Origin of the sequence: Parabacteroides sp. AD58, from assembly GCF_023744375.2 — a bacterium.
GTDB lineage: Bacteria > Bacteroidota > Bacteroidia > Bacteroidales > Tannerellaceae > Parabacteroides > Parabacteroides absconsus.
Genome location: NZ_CP146284.1, coordinates 2,734,974 through 2,753,881, shown reverse-complemented (window position 1 = coordinate 2,753,881; position 18,908 = coordinate 2,734,974). Strand labels below are relative to the sequence as shown.

The window sequence follows — 18,908 nt, the reverse complement described above, 5'->3', positions numbered from 1 at the left end:
GAGAAACACAAAAAACTCCCGGTAGAATTTCAGTTATCTATCGGGAGTTTTCAAATTTATTCCGCAGAGAGAATAAGGTCACTGCTTGCATTCTTCCGGTAAAATCGCCAAGGCTTTATTTTCGTTTGCCTCCATGATTTCCCGTTCGCCCGGACCTTTGTCGTTGATTCCGCAAAGATGCAGAATCCCGTGGATAATAGTCCGGTGCAATTCCTCGTTATATGAAGTATGAAAAGCCTCGGCATTCGTCTTGACCGTATCCAGGCTGATGAACAAATCGCCGGAAATCTTGTTTCCCTCCGTATAATCGAACGTAATGATATCCGTATAATAATCGTGTTGCAAATACTGGCGGTTGACTTCCAGGATCTTTTCGTCCGAACAGAATATATAACTGATGTCGCCCGTTTTTTTGCCATACGTCGCAGCCACAGCTCTCACCCAACCGCTCACTGCCTGTTTATTGATTGCCGGAAGTTCAGTATCTTCCGCATAAAAAGCTATTGCCATATCTCATGTTTTTATTGTCTGCAAAGGTACGAAAAGTTCGTTTTATTTATCTCGTCGGTAAATGGTTCGGCCAACCCGGTCAATATGTTCTTTCAATGCCTCATTTTGAATGCGCCGATATAAGACGACATCCACAAAATAAGGTAACAGTGAGGCTTCCAAATCCGCTAGGACAGCCGAAAGATCATCCTTCTCAAGGTCTTCTCCCTTAATAGCCAAATCAATATCGGACGCCGGTTTATAGTTTCCTTTTGCCCGGGAACCAAAAACAACGGCTTCTTCTATATGCGGATAACGGGATAAAATGTGCCGCAATATCGCCAGTTCCTTTTCCGACAATCCCATATTTACAATCCCATCAACCATTGGTGCAAATCTTTTAGTAAGAAATAATACGTCTGCTGAATATCAGCGATAACTTCTTTTGCGACCTCATCATCGTAGGTATGAGCCGTCAGATTACGGTCATTCAAAGCCTTCAGCCATACATCTCCCTGCTGAATATAGCCACATTGAAACGCCTGCCGAAGCGTTGCCCGGGGCGAAGGAACCGTAAAGCCTTCCATTTCCAGATAATCTTTCAACGTCTTCCAAGCCAGTTCAAAAGTAAACTCATAGATTTGTATCAATCCGGCTTGCAACAAGACATTATCCGGATCATTCCGAATGATCTGAATCGCGTCCGTTAGTCGTTTAAATGCTTTATCAAAGTTTTGGAAACGTTGCTTCCATCGAACATCTACATCCATACTATCCAGTTACTACGTTCAACATTTACCTTACCGGTATGATTATCCCTCTACAAAGGTACGAAAGTAAGTAAATATCTTTACCTTTGCAGGAAACAGAAATCAAAAATATCATGAAAAGAATTGTTGTGCTAATCATCTTAAGTTGCCTTTGTGCCTGGCAAGCAATAGCTGCCGATTACCGTTACGAACGAAACATTGCCTACCGACAGACAAATGACACGTATGCCGATTCGATGTGCCGGCTGGATATCGCTTATCCGGCCAATGCCAAGGAAGCTCCCGTGGTTGTCTGGTTTCACGGAGGTGGCCTGACCGGAGGAAAGCGGGAAATACCGGAGGCGTTATTAAAAGAAGGTTTGATCGTTGTAGGAGTTGAATACCGCTTGTCACCAAAAGTAACTATCCCGGAGATCATTGATGACGCGACACAAGCTGTCAGCTGGACATTCGATCACATTGCCCAATACGGAGGAAGTACCCAAAAGATTTATTTATCGGGTCATTCTGCCGGAGGTTATCTGATTGATTTAGTAGGATTGAATAAAAGCTTATTAAAGAAATACGGAAAGGATGCCGACCAGATAGCCGGACTGATTCCCTTCAGCGGACAAGTCATTACACACTTTGAAGCTCGCCGCCGCATGGGAATGCCGCCATTACAACCCTTGATCGATTCGATAGCTCCGCTCTATTACGTTAGGAAAGACTGTCCGCCTATCCTGATTATCTCAGCCGACAGGGAAAAGGAATTGTACGGAAGATATGAAGAGCAGGCATTCTTCCACCGTTTATTCAAGTTATTGGGGCATCCGGATGCAACACTGTATGAACTGGACGGATATGATCACGGGAATATGCCGATAGCTTCTTTCCCATTACTCCTGCAATTTATCCGTGAACACGAAAAGAAATAACCATAACAGCCGAAAGCCGGTTATCTCACCAGCCATTTCTCGATATTCCGAGTCGCGTTGCTGAAGTTCACACCTACTTTGAACAAGCGACGCGGATCGGATGCGAAAGGCAAAGCGTACTGCTTTTCTTCTATCTGCTGTAAGGCTTCCTCGGCCGTACCGTCTAACTTAAATTCCATTACATAGATGAACTGGTCCGTGCGAATGACTAAATCCACACGTCCTTCGGATGTATGATATTCGGCCTGTGTATAAAATCCTACCAAGCGGAAGATGATGAACAGGACATTCTGGTAATGCAATTCCAAATCTCGTACCAGCTCGTATGGCGTATCCGAGAAGAAACTCTGAAGACGTTTCATGAATCCGTCTATATCACCCGAACGCACTTCCTTGACAAAGTTCACGATATGAAAAGCCGAACTGCCCGAACGGATATGCGCATAATAAGGCAATAGGAAGCGGGTAAAGCCTTCTTCCACTTCCTTATTCGGGAAACCCAATGTATAAGTCTCAAATTCCGGATCATAATCCTTGATCGTCAGATAACCGCTCTGATAAAGTACCGGGATCGGAGATGAATCCACCGTATCAATGCCGGTCAGCGTATCGGCCGTCGCCTGTTCATACGTCAGATGTTCCAACGGATAATGATTCTCTTTCAGTAATTCCACCAGATACGTCGGCGTTCCTGTCTCGAACCAGTAATTACGGAATTGCTTACTCTTCAACACATTCAACAAACTAAACGGATTGTACATACCGGATGTACGTTCAGCAAAATGATAACCGTCATACTGTTCCTTCAATCTTCGGCAAGTATCCTCATAACTCATACCGACAGCTTCTGCCAACTCTTGAATATCTGTCGATAATGTTGCATATAATTCCTCTTCACTGATACCGCATAAGCCTGCAAAATCTCGGATAAGCGTTATATCTTCAATATTATTCAAGTCACTGAATACACTAACCTTACTGAACTTTGTCACACCGGTCAGCAACGCAAACTGCAGATAAGCGTCCTTGCTTTTCAGTACTCCATAAAAAGCCTTCAGGATATTCCGATAGTTAGATTGGAGCTCTTTATTATGGATTGCCTGTAGCATGGGTTTGTCGTATTCGTCAATCAAGACCACCACATTCCGGCCTGTTTTCTCAGCCGCCCGTTGAATAACACCCTTAAAGCGGAGAGATAACGTCGTTTCACTTTCCTGTGTTCCATAAAGACGTTCCCACTCACATAAGGTATCATTCAGAATAGAAGTCAAGCTATCTACCGAATCATAGCGCTGAGCATTCAAATCCAAATGCAATACCGGGTAAGTTTTCCAGTCTTTTTCCAATGAAGCCATCGCCAAGCCTTCGAACAGTTCTTTCTTCCCTTCATAATAAGCCTGCAAGGTTGAAAGCAACAGACTCTTTCCAAAACGGCGGGGACGACTCAGGAAATAATACTTTCCCGTCTGAACCAGCTGATAGACCAAGGCGGTCTTGTCCACATACAAATATCCTTCCTTGCGGATATTCTCAAAACTCTGGATGCCTATCGGATATTTTCTGTTCATAGCTTCTCTGATTTGAGGGTTGTCGTTTTACAAAGGTAGTATTTTCTCTCTGTTTTCTATCCTATCCAAAGAATAAATAAGCCATAGCTATAGCCGCAATCGCTCCGGCCAAATCTGCCAGTAAAGCACAGGGAACCGTATATCGGGTATTCTTAATGCCTACACTTCCATAATAAAGCGCGACTACATAAAATGTAGTATCACACGAACCTTGGACAATAGAAGACAAACGACCCACAAATGAGTCCGCTCCATACGTATTCATCGCATCGAGCATCATACCGCGCGCACCACTTCCGCTTAACGGTTTCATCAGAATAGTAGGAAGAGCCTCTACAAAGTCGGTATTCAAGCCCAGAGAACCTACACAGAACCGAACACCTTCAATCAGGAAATCCATCGCTCCCGAAGCACGGAAAATCCCAATTCCAACTAAGATAGCAACCAAATAAGGTATAATCGTAATGGCCGTCTGGAAGCCTTCTTTCGCTCCTTCAATAAAAGCATCATAGACATTCAGCTTTTTACGGACGCCACTCAGGATAAATCCGCAGATAATGGTAAACAGCAAAGTATTGGCAAAAAGGGTAGAGTAGAGAGAAACCTGTTCTTGTGTCATCGAATGGAACAACCAGATCAGGCCACCAATCAAAACTGCCATACCGCCAAAGAAAAGCAATAAGTTCCGTTGCAGGATATTTATCTTCTGCTTAAAACAGACCGCCAAGATAGCCACCAACGTAGAAATAAATGTAGCCAACATAATTGGTAAGAAGACATCCGAAGGATTGGCTGCTCCTAATTGCGCCCGATACATCATGATCGTAATGGGAATAAGCGTCAATCCGGAGGCGTTGATGCAAAGGAACATAATCATAGGATTACTGGCGGTGTCTTTCTCCCGGTTGAATTCCTGCAACTGTGTCATCGCTTTCAGTCCCATCGGCGTAGCCGCATTATCCAATCCCAAGAGATTTGCCGACAAGTTCATGAAAATAGAGCCGGTCACCGGATGATCTTTCGGTATATCCGGAAAAAGCTTACTGAATACCGGAGAAGCCATCCGCGCAAATGCCTGAATCACGCCTCCTTTCTCTCCAATCTTCATAATACCTAACCAGAGAGATAATATACCGGTCAGCCCCAATGAGATCTCAAAGCCTGTTTTCGCTGAGGCAAACGAAGCATTGATAATCTCCGTAAAGACATTCGTGTCGCCCAAGAAAAGCAATTTGCAGGCAGCTACGACAAAAGCTATCAGAAAGAAAGCAATCCAAATATAATTCAGTACCATATGTTCTGTTTTTTAGGAAGCAAATATAAGAATATCTTTCCATTTCCAAGCTTCTAGTATATCCGGCTATTTCAAATAGCCAGGATTTTTTGTATGTTTGTACATTACTTTCGCAACAACTAAAAGAAAAGCGACCATGATAAAAGTATTAGTAACCTACGATATGTTCCGTGAAGGATTTACAGAGCTGGAAAAGCTGTATGATGTAACTTTCCCTGAAGGACGAGATTTTTCCTACGAAGAAGTATATGAAATGATCCCGGAATACGATGTTCTGTGTTCAATGTTCGACTTTCCGGTCAATAAGAAACTAGTGGATCATGCTCCAAAATTGAAACTGGTATCCAACTATGCCGTCGGATATAACAATATTGACGTGGCATATTGCATAGAAAAAGGAATCACCGTGACGAATACACCGGCACCGGTTACAGCTCCGACCGCAAATATTGCGTTGGGATTAATGCTTGATGTGGCACGCCGTATAACAGAATGCGACCGTAAACTACGTCGGTTAGGAAAACAGATGAAGGTTGGTGTGCTGGAGAATTTAGGTATTCCTATTGACGGAAAGACATTAGGTATAATCGGTATGGGACGTATCGGACAGGCTTTGGCCAAACGGGCAGTAGCGTGTAACATGCATATTCTGTATCATAATCGCCATCGGTTGTCACCCGAAGAAGAAGCTTCCATCCCTGCCCGCTACGTATCCAAAGAGGAATTACTGGCTCAATCGGATTTTGTTTCCCTCAATGCACCTTATACACCCGAGACCTATCACCTCATCGGAGAAGAGGAATTCAAGCAGATGAAGTCTTCAGCCGTATTAATCAATACAGCCCGTGGTCCGTTAGTCGACGAACATGCGTTGGTAAAAGCTTTACAAGACGGAACCATTCATGGCGCCGGCCTGGATGTTTTCGAATTTGGCGATCATCCATTGCCCGAATTATTAGAGTTGGAGAATGTCGTTCTTACACCCCACATCGGGACCCAGACATACGAAACTCGTGTCATCATGGCACAAACCGTTTGTAATAATGTAATCGGTTTCCTGGAAGGCGACCGTCCTATCACCCGTGTATTGCATCCATGAAAACGGCTTCTTTTATCATAGACGAACTCCAATCGGTCGCATCAACCGAAAAAGCAGCACATTTGAGCCGCTTTTTCAAAACTGGTCCCGGAGAATATGGGGAAGGTGACAGCTTCATGGGTATTCCCGTTCCGCTGACGCGCAACATTGCCAAAGCGAATATAGATACGCCGCTGGAAGAATTACAAATCCTGATCCATTCTCCATGGCATGAAGCAAGGCTTTGTGCGCTACTCATCCTTGTAGAACGCGTCAAGAAGAAAAAGACGACTGATGAGGAACGCTGTAACATCTACCAGTTTTATCTGAAGAATACCCGACACTGTAACAACTGGGATCTGGTCGATTTAAGTTGTCCGACTATCGTAGGCGGTTATCTTCTGCATCAGCCAGACCATAGTCTGCTGTACCGGTTGGCCGAAAGTGACAACCTGTGGGAGCAACGCATTGCGATTGTCTCTACCATAGCCCTCATCCGCCACGATCAGTTTGACGACACCCTTGCCCTTTCCAGGCAACTGATGAACCATAAGCACGACCTTATGCACAAAGCCGTTGGCTGGATGCTTCGTGAAATCGGTAAGCGCAACCGGGATGTCCTTTCCGAGTTTCTCGATGAATATGCCACCCGTTTACCCCGCACGGCTCTTCGTTATGCCATCGAGCATTATCCGGAAGAGGAAAGACAGGATTTCCTCCGAAAGAAGTAACAGTAGATTTTGTCTTCAGTTTATAACAAGTGAGAATTTATGAACAAGAAAATAGCAGAAGAAATTCGTGAACTGGCGAAGAGATATCATACTCCAGATTTTATTACCCGTGATCCGATCCAGTTTCCTCATCATTTCACAGAGAAAAAGGATATTGAAGTCTCTGCCTTCATCACAACCTGGATTACTTTCGGAAAACGGGAATGTGTTATCCGGAAATTAAACGAATTCCATCAGGCTATTGATTGGAAACCTTTCGAATTCATCCGCGATACAGACAATATCAACCAGGTGATTTCGACGATGAATAAAGGGAAGAAGTTTTATCGGTTCTATTCTTACGTGGATTTAAGAGCCCTTTGCATGAGACTCAATAAGATCTATACCGTCTATAACTCCTTGGAAGAGGCTGTTATGCAGACAGAAATAGGACCGGATATGCACCGAAATGCCCATATTCACCTATATAAATTACAATCATTGTTTTCCGGGATCAAAGGAATCCCTGAGCCATCCAGCTATTCTGCCTGCAAACGCCTGGCTCTATTCCTGCGCTGGATGGTGCGACAAGATAAAACTGTAGATTTAGGTATCTGGAAACAGGCTCTTAAGCCCAAAGACCTGATTATTCCGTTAGATACGCACGTAACCAAAATGGCAATCCGCCTCGGACTGATTCCAGAGACTAAATCACAAACGCAGCATATTGCCCAGCAGATTACGGATCAGTTAAGAGAAGTATTCCCGGATGATCCTTGCTTAGGAGATTTTGCTCTCTTCGGGAAAGGGGAAGAAGAGGCTAATCAAAAGGGAATCGAGTAGGAGCGACCTTCATCAACGGAATTATTCTTTCACCTCTTCCGGGACATCCAGTTTAGCTCTTTCCTCCAGAATCTGTTCCTGATTATCCAATGCCCAACGGACCAATTCTTTCAACAGGGGCATCAGACTACGGCCACGGTCGGTCAGTGTGTATTCAACGCGTGGCGGGACTTCCGGATAGACATCCCGTTTTATCAGTCCATCTGCTTCAAGCGTACGTACCGTTAATGTAAGCATCCGCTGGGAAATATCGCCGATAGACTTCTGAATCTCGTTGAAACGCATCGTACCGTTCGCGTCTAATGTAACTAAAACCAACATAGACCATTTACTGCCAATGCGACTTAAGATATCCCGAATCGGACAAAATTTATGATGATGAAATTCTTTCATATTTTTAACCCTTTACTATCTGTCTGTAAACGAATAATCGTAACAAAAATGTTACTGACGAACGTCGCTGTGCCTTCTTGACTGCCTCTATTCTTTCGTTCATCTTTGCATCACAAATATAAAGAACACTTTTAAATTTAACAGATTATGGAACAGAAAATGGCAACAATCAGCGGTAAGAATTTCACAAGTATTGAAACTGGATCGATGAACGAATGGAAGGAAAAGATCTTCCTGAAAGAAGCGACAGGTGCAACAGCTACCGAGATTTCCATCTCGACATTGCAACCCAACGAGGCTACGCCGTTTTTTCATGCTCACAAGCAGAATGAAGAGACCTATATCATTCTGAGTGGGAAAGGTGATTTCCAGGTAGACGATCAGTGTTTCCCGATTCAAAGCGGCAGTGTAGTTCGCGTAGCTCCCGAAGGAAGCCGTTCGATGCGTAATACAGCCAACGAACCGATGCATTACATCGTTGTACAGGCAAAGCAGCATTCACTGGAACAATTTACCTTTACCGACGCTACGATTCTCGAGCAGGCTCCTTTGTGGAAATAAAAAGCGGACTGTTTTTTCCCTATTTCCCTTGAAAATCCCTCCAGAAGTGTTACATTTGTATGTCAAACATTAAATTATAATACAATGCGAACACATTTAATGGCCCTAAGCATTGCATGGTTAGCAATGTCAATGCAGCTTCCGGCTCAGGAAGTTGCCAGTACTCAAACAGATGAGCAGAAGGAAAAACGGATGGAATGGTTTGAAGAAGCCAAACTGGGTATCTTCATCCATTGGGGAATCTATGCCGTAAACGGCGTATCGGAAAGTTGGTCTTTCTACAATAATTATCTGCCTTACGATGAATACATGAGCCAGACCAAAGGTTTTACGGCTTCGAAATACAATCCGAAGGAATGGGTGGATTTGATTCAGGAAAGTGGTGCCCGCTATACGGTACTGACCACCAAGCATCACGACGGTGTCGCTTTGTGGGATACGAAGGCAGGCGACCTGAGCGTTGTCAAATCGACTCCGGCCGGAAAGGATCTGGTGGCGCCCTTCGTGGAAGAAGTTCGCAAACATGGACTGAAGTTAGGATTTTATTATTCACTCCTCGACTGGTCGCATCCGGATTATCCGAACAAGACCAAGACAGAAACCCGGTATAAAGACGATCCGGCCCGGTGGAATAAGTTTGTCCAGTTCAATTTTGCCCAATTATCAGAACTGAATAAAACCTGGAAACCGGATCTGTACTGGTTTGACGGCGACTGGGAACAAAGTGCCGAGGCGTGGAACTCCAAAGGAATTGTCGACCTGCTTCGTTCTACTAATCCGAATGTCATTATTAATTCGCGTATTCAGGGATATGGCGACTACGCGACTCCCGAACAAGGTGTCCCGGTTGTCCGGCCGAAAGACAAATACTGGGAGTTATGTATGACGATGAACGATTCGTGGGGATATCAGCATACAGATACAAACTACAAGACGCCCTATATCTTGTTGCGCACGTTTGTTGATTGCCTCAGTATGGGCGGAAACTTATTGCTCGACATTGGTCCTAAAGAAGACGGAACGATCCCGGAAGAGCAGGTGGCTATCCTGAAGGAATTCGGCCGGTGGATCAAGAAGCATAAAGAAGCGGTTTACGAGACACGTGCCGGTATTCCGGCAGAACATTTCCAAGGCTATACCACCTTGAACAAAGCCGGCGACATCCTGTATCTGTATCTGCCGTATCGTCCGAACGGTCCGGTCGAGATTAAGGGATTGATGAACAAGGTAAACCGGGTTTGGGTAGTAGGAAACGGAACGATGCTTTCCTATAAGGTCTACAACAAGAACTACTGGAGCGAAGTTCCAGGCAACTTGTATATTGACGTTCCCGACCGGGTCCTGGATGAGCAAATCACCGTATTGGCCGTCTTACTCGACGGACCTGTCAAATTATACCGTGGAGAAGGACAGGTGATCTCTTCGAACTAAGACGAGAGACGCTCTTCATTCCGGATTCAGAAATAACGAGAATCGATTTCGAAACAAACGAGAAACGGAACCGATTCTCGTTATTTTTGTATTCTTCCTCAGTAGTATCAGAATCTATCCGCAGATATTTGGGTTCTTTCTTTTTTTCCCCCATCTTTGTTATCCACAAGCAGACTTATTCTATTGTATCATGAAAAAGGCAACAGCCGGTCGTCCGTAGATTGGACATCATGTTTTTCATTCCTCACAATCATTGCGCCTTTTTCTTATTACGAGTTGTCCGCCCTTTCAAGATCGCTTTCTGGCGGTCGATCAACGCATTCATATGGTCGATAAACGTGGCGTACGCCGCATCGCCCTCATAGGCCGCCACGACATTCACTTTGCCCACCAAATCCCGATAAGCCGCCTCGGTTGCCAAGCGGGTTTCCTTCACAATGCCCACCTGTATGCGGCTTTGTTCGTCGGTACGGTTGTTCATGGCATCCATCAATGAAGCCGTAGTCTCAGCAATGTATTCTCGCCACATCGTGAAACCGATCGTCTCGTCATCCCCAAGAGCCTCCAGGTCCGTGAGCAAGTTCTGCAACACACCCAGTTCCTTCACCTGAGCCAACTTCGTCGGATTTCCATATTTTTCATACACCGCCACATACGATAATGCGGCATTGCGTATCATCGAATCCGGATGGCGTGCCATCGCCTTCGAATACGCGTAAGACGCGCCCCACGCCTCGTCGGCTGCCGCATCCGCCGCCTCGACAGTCTGTACCGAATCCAACTTGTTGGAAGTCTCTAACGCTTCATCATACGCATCCAATTTTTCAATATAAGCTTCCTTTACCGCCTTCAGTGGAGCCACACCTTCACCCGGGTCGGCTGGCAGATTGTCCATTTCTTCCTTCACCAACGTGAAAAAGCCAAAGGCTTCTTCGTTTTGCAATTGACTGATGCTCAAATTCTGAATTTCCTTCATAATAAAACACGAATTGAAAGATTAAACAAGTTTTTGTCACTGCTAAAAGTAATCTATCCCAAAGAAGATTGCAAGTTTTACATTCGGAAAAGGACTATGTTTTTCAGCAAGAAAAACCAATACGAGAGAAGCTAAAATGACAAAAAGATCAGGAAATAACATTCTGTCAAGATTTCTATCCAAAAAGTGCTTTTTCAAGAAGAATCCGCAAAGATTTTCATTAGAAAAGTCTTTTCTAGTGTCATTCTTCCAAGATTTTGGTCATCCAAGCACTTTTTCAGTCCTAATCCGCCAAGATTTTGACCGTCCAAGTACTTTTTCAAGGCAAATCTTTGAAATTTCCTCCTAAAAAAGCACTTTGCCGGTAAGAATCCGCCAAGAGAAGTGGAGAAAAAGAGATTAAAAAGATTCACTTCTGAAGGTATATCACCCAATTATCCTCTTTTCAGAGAATGATTTATCCGTTTAATTATTTATATTTGCGAAGTTAACATGAAAACATCCCCCCCAATAAATCCCTAATAGTTATGAAACAGTTCTTATGCACATTGATTTCCATCACCAGCCTTTTTATGGGAATGGGTTGCGATGACAAAGATGAATTGCCGGCTCCGGGATACGATACGATTGATGTATCCATCCACGCATTCCTGCAAGACGCAGAAGGGAATGACCTGTTTAATCCCGAGACAACGGGTTGCATCAATCCGGACAATATCTGGATTGAACCGGGTGCGGGCACGGATCTTACCCCGTATTTTCCTCTACAAGAAATACCGAATGGAAGCAGCTTTGGCAAAACAGAGCAAGGCCTCAGGTATCTCGGGTTTACACCTTCTTTTCAGACAGGCGGCAAGTACACGCTGGATTATATTCATTGGAGCGATGACTGGGTGGACACGGTACGCTGCGAATTACGTCACCCTGCTATCCTTACAGACATCTATGTAAACGGTAAACACATCTTGCCTGACGAAGCCCTTGCAGAACAACTAGGCCGTGCCGTCATCTTTGTCCGCCCGGGAAAAGAATAAGCGTCTTTGCTCACTTCCGATACCGGAATAATTCTACACCGAAGCGACAGGCAATAAGGGCGAGAAAGACAAGCCTGTTCTTTCCCGCCCATTCACTTCCTAAGTATGAGGCAACTTATACTTCTTCCCGTTTCAACTCGACGGGTTTAAAAGCAAACACAAAGAATAACAATAAGATCAATGAAACTCCTGATGAGATCAGGAATAATACAGGCCAATCGCATTTATCGCCATCACGGAACATATCAATCAGCCATCCGTTCCATAACGTGCCAATCAAGAATCCGATTCCCCATACCAGGAAGAATAAAAGTCCCTGTGCACGGGCTTTCATCTCTTTCGGCGCTACCTGGTCTGTATATACCTGTCCGCCTACATAGAACAAGCCAAAGATCAGCCCATGTACGATGATTCCGATATAATAAAACCACTGCGCGTCGGTTTCGGCTCCCAAAAAGAAGGCAAAATAACGAACAAACAAGGCCACCAGACCATAAATCAATGTCTTCTTGATACCCGATTTTACCAGAATAGAGGTCGTAATCACCAGGAAGAACATCTCGGCAAGTTGTCCTAAGTTTAGGGTAACCGTAATATTCTGCACATGTTCGTCTGCTAAAATCATCGAACCATATACATGATACAAGGTAAACGGAATGATCGACAGAAAAGTCAGGATCATGAAGATCCGGTAGTTCTTGTCTTTCATCAGCGAGAAAGCACTGAAACCTGTAATATCCATCAGAGAAATGGAGGAAGCCTTCGAAGTGGCCGGAGGCGTATGCGGCAGTCGCAGATTCATCAAGGCAGCCACAAAGCAGACAGCCGCCCCGCAATACATCGGCAGGTTCGTATCGTCAAAAGCAGGCAAATGCATCACATACAAAGCGATGATACTAAAGATACCGGATGCCACCCAACCTACTGAACCGAACATCCGGATGCGCGGAAACTGCTCGGCAGGCGCGTGCTGCATGGCAATCGTACTTGTAAGGCTCTGCGTCGGCATGTGGCAAAGCATAGCCAGCACCACACTCACCATCAGTCCCGGAAAAGCATCCTGCCGGGCGGCAATCAGCAAGAAGATACCCGTCAGCACATTCAGTACCGCCAGGATTTTCTCGGCTGCGAAATAGCGGTCGGCTATGGCTCCGATAAAAGATGAGGCCATAGCGCCGATGGCCATCGAACTTAACACCAGAGAAATCTGGTAAACTTCGAGTTTTAAGGTATGCGACAGATAGGCAGCCAAAGGCACCCACCATACGGCACTCAGCATATACTGAAGAAACATCATGACGCAAAGCTGTATCTTCGTGCCCATGCTTGTCGCGTTGTTGCTTGTGTTAATCATAATACTTATAAAAATTAGTGCTTAATATTCGTCGGTCTTGTATCACAAATGTAAGTCGAAGGCATGCGGGAAACGGCTTGAAATCATGCCTTTCTTTTGCATATTTGTCTCATTTTCGGAGAATCAAGCCCCTGTTGATACAATACTGCATATTTCTGATACAATATCTAATGCTTAATAAGCTTTCTCTTTTCCTTTGACAGACGTCTGCAGTTGACATATTTTTATGTATCTTTCGGTCGTCAATCTTCAAATCCGGTATATGAAGCACACTTTGTTGATCGTCTGTCTTGTTAGCCTGCTTTCGCTCTTTTCCCTGTCGGCGAAAGAGGTGAATTATATATTCCGCCATTATCAGGTAGAACATGGCCTGAGCGATAATATGGTTACCAGCTGTATCCAGGATAAAGACGGGTTTATCTGGATTGGCACGCGCGACGGCCTGAACCGCTTCGACGGGTATTCTTTCAAGGTGTTCCGCCACGATCCGGAAGTCAGTTCCACGTTAGGCAGCAACTGGATTACTTCATTGAACTGTGATCAGGAAGGCAATCTGTGGGTCGGTACGTTGGCTGGCCTCTTCCGGTATGACAAAGAACAGGAATCGTTTCATCATTTATCCCTGACAGCCAATAAACGTATTCCATCCTTCCAGTTCGACCGCCAGAACCGGTTGTGGATGCTGATGGACGGTAATCTTATCTGCTATGACCAGACGGATAATCCTTATCGTATCTTTGCCCATCCCGACAACTTGGCCTATACGTCGTTCTGCATCACCACCAATCAGGAAATATGGGTGGGCGACAGCAATGGCTCGCTTTCCCTGATTCATGAAAAAGAAGATCGGATAGAAACCTTCCCGCTCTTTCCCAACCAGCCGGCCCGGAAACTGCAGATGCTATATCCATCCTCATTTGCCCATCGTATCTATGTGGCGTATGAACATGACGACATCAAGATATTCGATACCGATTCTCATCTTTTCCAGGATTTGCATATTCAGGAAGCTAACCAGCTGACGTTTCTCATCAACAGTCTGATGGAAAAGGAAGAAAACGAGCTTTGGATCGGAACGGATTCCGGACTTATCATTTATCAGGCCAATACAGGCGAATGCCGCCGGGTACAACAGGATCCGCGTGATCCGTATGCCTTGTCGAGTCAATATATCTCCGCTTTCTGCCGCGATCGGGAAAACGGAATCTGGATTTGTTTCCACCAGAACGGCATCAATTATTATTCGCCTTTCCAGCCCTTTCAGATCTATTATCCGGGCGATGGTCCGAACTCCATGAAAGGAGAAGTAATCCGGGATATCTGTACAGATAAGTTCGGAAATATCTGGATCGGGACCGAAGATGCCGGTATCAACTGCCTCGACAAACGCACGTCTCTCTTTACGAATTATCAGCCTCTGCCCGACAATTCCGGTATTGCCCATACCAATATCCGCAGTCTGGCGGCTTCAGATAACTTTTTATGGATCGGGCATGTCATCCACGGAATCGACAAGATGGATATCCAAAGCCGGAAGGTTGTCAAGCGATACAGCTTACTTAAAGATTCTGCCAGCACCAAGAACAGCTCGGTCCGTTGTATCAAAGTTTTGCGCGAAGGACAAATTTATGTAGGAACCGACGACGGTGTCTATAAATACGATTATCTGAACGACTGCTTCCGTTATGCGCCCCAGTTCCCGGCTTATTCGGTCCGCTGTATCTATGAAGACCGGTTAGGACGAATCTGGACAGGCATGTTCAACCGAAGTTTCTATTATAACCCTATCAGCAACACCGGGATGTATCTCCCGTACGACAAACTGAATACTCAGCGGCACAACTTCGTCAACGATATATGTGAAGATCCGGAAGGCAATATGTGGTTTGCCACCATGGAAGGAGTCATCAAATACGATTTCCAGACCGGTGAATCCGTTCATTATACCGTCAAGAATGGAATGCCGAGCAATGTGGTCTTCAAGATTCTCCCGGACGAAGAAGGCTGTCTCTGGATCAGTTCGGCAAACGGATTGGTACGACTGGAGACCAAGACCGGGCTGATAACCACATATACGGAAAATCATGGATTGATCTCCCGGCAGTTTAATGAGAACTCTGCCTTTAAAGATACGGAGGGGAATTTCTATTTCGGCTCCATCAAGGGATTCATTCATTTCCATCCGGAGGAAGTCTGGAGCGATCCGCTTCCCGCCAAGGTCCACCTGCATACTCTTGAGCTCGATAACCAGGAGCATGTCCTCAATATATCACCAGATTCTCCTTTGACCCGAGTAACCTTGAAGCATAACGAGTCTACTTTCAATATCAGCTTTTCCACCTTGAGTTTCATGGCTCCTGCATCGGTTCAGTATGCATATCGGATGAATGGGGGTGAAGGACGGTGGACTGACATAGGCGAGCGCAACACCGTCTATTTCACCAATCTGCTTCCGGGGCATTATCTGCTCGAAGTCCGTGCCACCAACTTGTCCAATCGCTGGAGCCCGACTGTCACCCGCCTGGAAATAGAAGTATTGCCTGCGTGGTGGGCGTCTTTCCCGGCCAAGATAGTGTATGGGTTGGTTATTCTCGCACTTGTCGGATCGGTTCTCTACTGGTGGCGCAACAAGACCCGACAGGAAATGGCCTACAACATGCGCCTGTTTGAAGATCAGAAAGAGAAAGAGCTCTATCAGGCCAAGATCGAATTCTTCATCCATATTGCCCACGAAATCCGCACGCCGCTTACCCTGATCAAGAATCCGCTGGAGCGGGTGCTGCAGGATAAAGGTTTGCCCGGCAAGGTGGAAGAGTCGCTTCGACTGATGGATAAGAATGTATCCCGGCTGTTATCGCTGGTGAATCAGCTGCTCGACTTCCGCCGGACCGAGATAGAAGGTTATCGGCTGAACTTCGTCCGCACCAATCTGATGGAACTGCTGAAAGAAACCATGGGACGGTTTCAGGAATCGGCCGCTTCACAAGGACTGGTGCTCAACTGGACTTCTTCCATGACAGAGCTTTATGCCTATGTCGATCGCGAAGCTGTCACGAAAATAGTCAGCAACCTGCTGGCCAATGCCATCAAATATGCCCGGAAAAACATACAGATTCATTTTCAGCTCAAGGATCAGGACCTGATACAGATTGACTTTAGTAACGACGGGAAAACCATACCGGAAGAATTGCGGGAAAAGATATTCGAACCTTTTTATCGGGTTCCGGATGCGGCGGGAAAGACTGGAACCGGACTGGGCTTACCTTTGGCACGTTCATTGGCCGAAATGCACCACGGGACGCTTTCTCTCATACAAAGTACAGATCTTGAAATGCCTACCTGCTTCCGCCTTCTCCTGCCGCTGAGGCAACACGAATCTATTCAAGAACCGGAAGAAGAGCATAGCATCGAGCCGGCATCCGATCTGCAACTGACTTATCAGGAAGGCCGGGCAACTATTTTGGTTGTTGAAGACAATGCGGAAATGCGGACTTTCCTGGCTGAGGAATTGAACAGCCTGTATAATGTATGTGTTGCCGTAAATGGGGCCGATGCCATCGAAAAGATGCATCACCAGAGTATTCAGTTGGTAATAAGCGATATTATGATGCCGGTAATGGATGGTCTGGAGTTATTGAAACAGATCAAGACAAATGTTGAATTCAGCCATGTTCCCGTTATCTTACTGACAGCTAAAACCACTACACAATCCAAGCTGGAAGGGCTGGAATCAGGCGCCGATGCCTATATCGACAAACCTTTTACCATGAACCTGTTGTTGGCCCAGATCAGCAATTTACTGACGAACCGGGAACATATCCGTCAGTTTTATTTTAAATCACCCATGGCCAACATGAAGTCGATTGCCTATTCCAAGACAGACGAGCAGTTCCTCGAGAAACTAAACGGTATCATCCTGGAACATATCAGCGATCCGGAACTGGACGTCAACCAGATAGCCGAACTCATGCACATCAGCCGTCCGACATTATACCGAAAGATCCGGGAAATCTCAGAAATGACACCGAACGACCTCATCCGCATCACCCGTCTCAAACGGGCAGCCGAACTCTTGCTGCAAAGCGATATGAAGATTTACGAGATAGCCGAGGCCGTCGGCTTCCGCTCACAATCGTATTTCAGTACGAATTTCATCAGTCAGTTCGGCGTCAGTCCTTCTAAATATGCGAAGGGGAACAAAGGGTAAACAAAACTTTCGTTATTTGTGCGACACTATCTACGGCACCATCCTTTCCAGTACGGAAGATGAAAGAAATGTCTCCACTTATAGACAATCGTCTGAGCAATTATACGCAAGGTTTGATCGGGAATTATTATCTTTGCCTGACGAAATTTGCTGCCTGATACTGGGAAATGCAGTTTCACTCAATTCTCAATTTCAATCGTCACCAATTTATATCAACATGAAATACATACTTAGTTTATTCAGCTCGTTTTTACTCCTCGCATGCGGAGGCAATGAATCTTCTACAAACCAGGAAGAAAGTACCCATCCTTCTGATTCAACAGTCGTTGTAGGATATCGAAATCCGGTGATCCGCATTTCGGCTCCTGATCCGACAGCCATCCGGGTGGACGACGGAACTTATTATCTGTATGCCACCGAAGATATCCACAATCTGCCGATCTTCAAATCCAAAGACATGGTGCATTGGGAAGAAATTGGTACGGCCTTTACAGATGCGACGCGCCCGAACTTCGTCGATAACAATCCCGAAGGGAAGAAGGCGGCTCTCTGGGCTCCCGAAATCCGGTATATCAAAGGAAAATATGTGCTGTTCTATTCGTTGGCTGAATGGGGTAATCATTGGATCAGTACCGTAGGTTATGCCGTTTCCAATTCGCCCGAAGGTCCGTTTACACCGAAAGGAAAGGTGTTCAACAGCCGCGATGTTGATGTAGAGAATTCCATCGACCAGTTCTTCTATGAAGAAGACGGCAAATACTATATGATCTGGGGCAGTTTCCGGAATATTTACATCATGGAGCTGAATGTAACAGACAATCTGGATATCACACCGAAAGTAGAAACCAAACAGCAGCTGGCCGGAAATGCCTATGAAGGAATCAATCTATGGAAACGAAACGGCTATTATTACCTGTTTGCTTCTATTGGTTCCTGCTGTGAAGGAGAAAACAGCACCTACACAACGGTAGTAGCGCGCTCGGAAAACCTATTCGGTCCGTATGTCAACAAGAAAGGAGAGAAGATGCTCGACAATGCCCATGAAATTGTTGTCCACAAGAACAGCCGCTTCGTAGGAACCGGGCACAATGCCATTCTGCAATTAGACGACGAAGGTAATACCTGGATGTTGTATCATGCCTTCGAATTGAGCAATCTGGGAGCACAACGTCAGGTTTTGCTCGACCGTATTCTGTGGGATGAAGACGGTTGGCCTTATGTAGATAAACTGGAGCCTTCCGAGAATGCTTATCCTCCTGTAATTAAATAAATCATTAAATCGT

At 45.4% G+C, this 18,908-nt stretch carries 17 protein-coding genes; 9 read left to right on the top strand and 8 right to left on the bottom strand.

Going from position 1 to position 18,908, the window contains the following annotated elements; translation table 11 throughout:
- Positions 1-78 precede the first annotated feature (78 nt).
- The 3 genes from ybeY to NEE14_RS11745 are packed head-to-tail and all read right to left on the bottom strand — an operon-like array spanning position 79 to position 1,259.
- Complete coding sequence (gene ybeY, locus NEE14_RS11755) at positions 79-510, bottom strand: rRNA maturation RNase YbeY (RefSeq protein WP_243323405.1); 432 nt, start codon at positions 508-510, stop codon at positions 79-81.
- Positions 511-552: 42 nt separating this feature from the next.
- Positions 553-876 carry a nucleotidyltransferase family protein gene (locus NEE14_RS11750; RefSeq protein ID WP_251966653.1) on the bottom strand — a complete coding sequence of 108 codons (324 nt, stop codon included), beginning with the start codon at positions 874-876 and terminating at the stop codon, positions 553-555.
- On the bottom strand, positions 858-1,259 hold the full coding sequence (locus NEE14_RS11745) for a nucleotidyltransferase substrate binding protein (protein WP_251966652.1): 402 nt from the start codon (positions 1,257-1,259) through the stop codon (positions 858-860). The genes NEE14_RS11750 and NEE14_RS11745 overlap by 19 nt, the downstream gene beginning before the upstream one ends.
- 113 nt (positions 1,260-1,372) lie before the next feature.
- Here NEE14_RS11745 and NEE14_RS11740 point away from each other — a divergent pair, with 113 nt between their 5' ends.
- The gene (locus NEE14_RS11740) at positions 1,373-2,176 is read left to right on the top strand and encodes an alpha/beta hydrolase (RefSeq protein WP_251966651.1); all 804 of its coding nucleotides are present in this window, start codon (positions 1,373-1,375) and stop codon (positions 2,174-2,176) included.
- A gap of 20 nt (positions 2,177-2,196) precedes the next feature.
- On the opposite strand, the gene NEE14_RS11735 is transcribed toward NEE14_RS11740, so the two are convergent.
- Together NEE14_RS11735 and NEE14_RS11730 are read right to left on the bottom strand one after the other, a co-directional pair.
- Positions 2,197-3,744 (bottom strand): ATP-binding protein, encoded by a 1,548-nt coding sequence (locus tag NEE14_RS11735; RefSeq protein ID WP_251966650.1) that lies wholly within the window; start codon positions 3,742-3,744, stop codon positions 2,197-2,199.
- A 61-nt stretch (positions 3,745-3,805) separates the two neighbouring features.
- Positions 3,806-5,038, bottom strand: a complete 1,233-nt coding sequence (locus NEE14_RS11730; protein ID WP_251966649.1) for a nucleoside recognition domain-containing protein — start codon at positions 5,036-5,038, stop codon at positions 3,806-3,808.
- A gap of 136 nt (positions 5,039-5,174) precedes the next feature.
- Here NEE14_RS11730 and NEE14_RS11725 point away from each other — a divergent pair, with 136 nt between their 5' ends.
- Genes NEE14_RS11725 through NEE14_RS11715 form a run of 3 tightly spaced genes read left to right on the top strand, consistent with a single transcriptional unit; the run spans position 5,175 to position 7,669 of the window.
- Positions 5,175-6,137, top strand: a complete 963-nt coding sequence (locus NEE14_RS11725; RefSeq protein ID WP_251966648.1) for a 2-hydroxyacid dehydrogenase family protein — start codon at positions 5,175-5,177, stop codon at positions 6,135-6,137.
- Positions 6,134-6,847 carry a DNA alkylation repair protein gene (locus NEE14_RS11720; protein WP_251966647.1) on the top strand — a complete coding sequence of 238 codons (714 nt, stop codon included), beginning with the start codon at positions 6,134-6,136 and terminating at the stop codon, positions 6,845-6,847. The genes NEE14_RS11725 and NEE14_RS11720 overlap by 4 nt, the downstream gene beginning before the upstream one ends.
- A gap of 39 nt (positions 6,848-6,886) precedes the next feature.
- On the top strand, positions 6,887-7,669 hold the full coding sequence (locus NEE14_RS11715) for a TIGR02757 family protein (protein WP_251966646.1): 783 nt from the start codon (positions 6,887-6,889) through the stop codon (positions 7,667-7,669).
- A gap of 21 nt (positions 7,670-7,690) precedes the next feature.
- On the opposite strand, the gene NEE14_RS11710 is transcribed toward NEE14_RS11715, so the two are convergent.
- The gene (locus NEE14_RS11710) at positions 7,691-8,062 is read right to left on the bottom strand and encodes a winged helix-turn-helix transcriptional regulator (RefSeq protein ID WP_251966645.1); all 372 of its coding nucleotides are present in this window, start codon (positions 8,060-8,062) and stop codon (positions 7,691-7,693) included.
- 147 nt (positions 8,063-8,209) lie between these two features.
- On the opposite strand from NEE14_RS11710, the gene NEE14_RS11705 reads away from it, so the two are divergent.
- Positions 8,210-8,623, top strand: coding sequence for a cupin domain-containing protein (locus tag NEE14_RS11705; protein ID WP_251966644.1), 414 nt, complete (start codon positions 8,210-8,212; stop codon positions 8,621-8,623).
- A gap of 126 nt (positions 8,624-8,749) precedes the next feature.
- A complete protein-coding gene (locus NEE14_RS11700; RefSeq protein WP_422394708.1) occupies positions 8,750-10,054 on the top strand; it encodes an alpha-L-fucosidase in 1,305 nt (434 codons plus the stop codon).
- Between the two features lie 250 nt (positions 10,055-10,304).
- On the opposite strand, the gene NEE14_RS11695 is transcribed toward NEE14_RS11700, so the two are convergent.
- The gene (locus NEE14_RS11695) at positions 10,305-11,030 is read right to left on the bottom strand and encodes a DUF6261 family protein (RefSeq protein WP_251966642.1); all 726 of its coding nucleotides are present in this window, start codon (positions 11,028-11,030) and stop codon (positions 10,305-10,307) included.
- Between the two features lie 527 nt (positions 11,031-11,557).
- On the opposite strand from NEE14_RS11695, the gene NEE14_RS11690 reads away from it, so the two are divergent.
- Complete coding sequence (locus NEE14_RS11690) at positions 11,558-12,064, top strand: hypothetical protein (protein ID WP_251966641.1); 507 nt, start codon at positions 11,558-11,560, stop codon at positions 12,062-12,064.
- Positions 12,065-12,179: 115 nt separating this feature from the next.
- On the opposite strand, the gene NEE14_RS11685 is transcribed toward NEE14_RS11690, so the two are convergent.
- Positions 12,180-13,388: an MFS transporter gene (locus NEE14_RS11685; protein WP_338578729.1), complete on the bottom strand. Its 1,209-nt coding sequence runs from the start codon at positions 13,386-13,388 to the stop codon at positions 12,180-12,182.
- Between the two features lie 292 nt (positions 13,389-13,680).
- Here NEE14_RS11685 and NEE14_RS11680 point away from each other — a divergent pair, with 292 nt between their 5' ends.
- Entirely contained in the window at positions 13,681-17,625 is a 3,945-nt protein-coding gene (locus NEE14_RS11680) for a hybrid sensor histidine kinase/response regulator transcription factor (RefSeq protein WP_251966639.1), read from the top strand.
- 217 nt (positions 17,626-17,842) lie between these two features.
- Complete coding sequence (locus NEE14_RS11675) at positions 17,843-18,895, top strand: family 43 glycosylhydrolase (RefSeq protein WP_251966638.1); 1,053 nt, start codon at positions 17,843-17,845, stop codon at positions 18,893-18,895.
- Positions 18,896-18,908 lie beyond the last annotated feature (13 nt).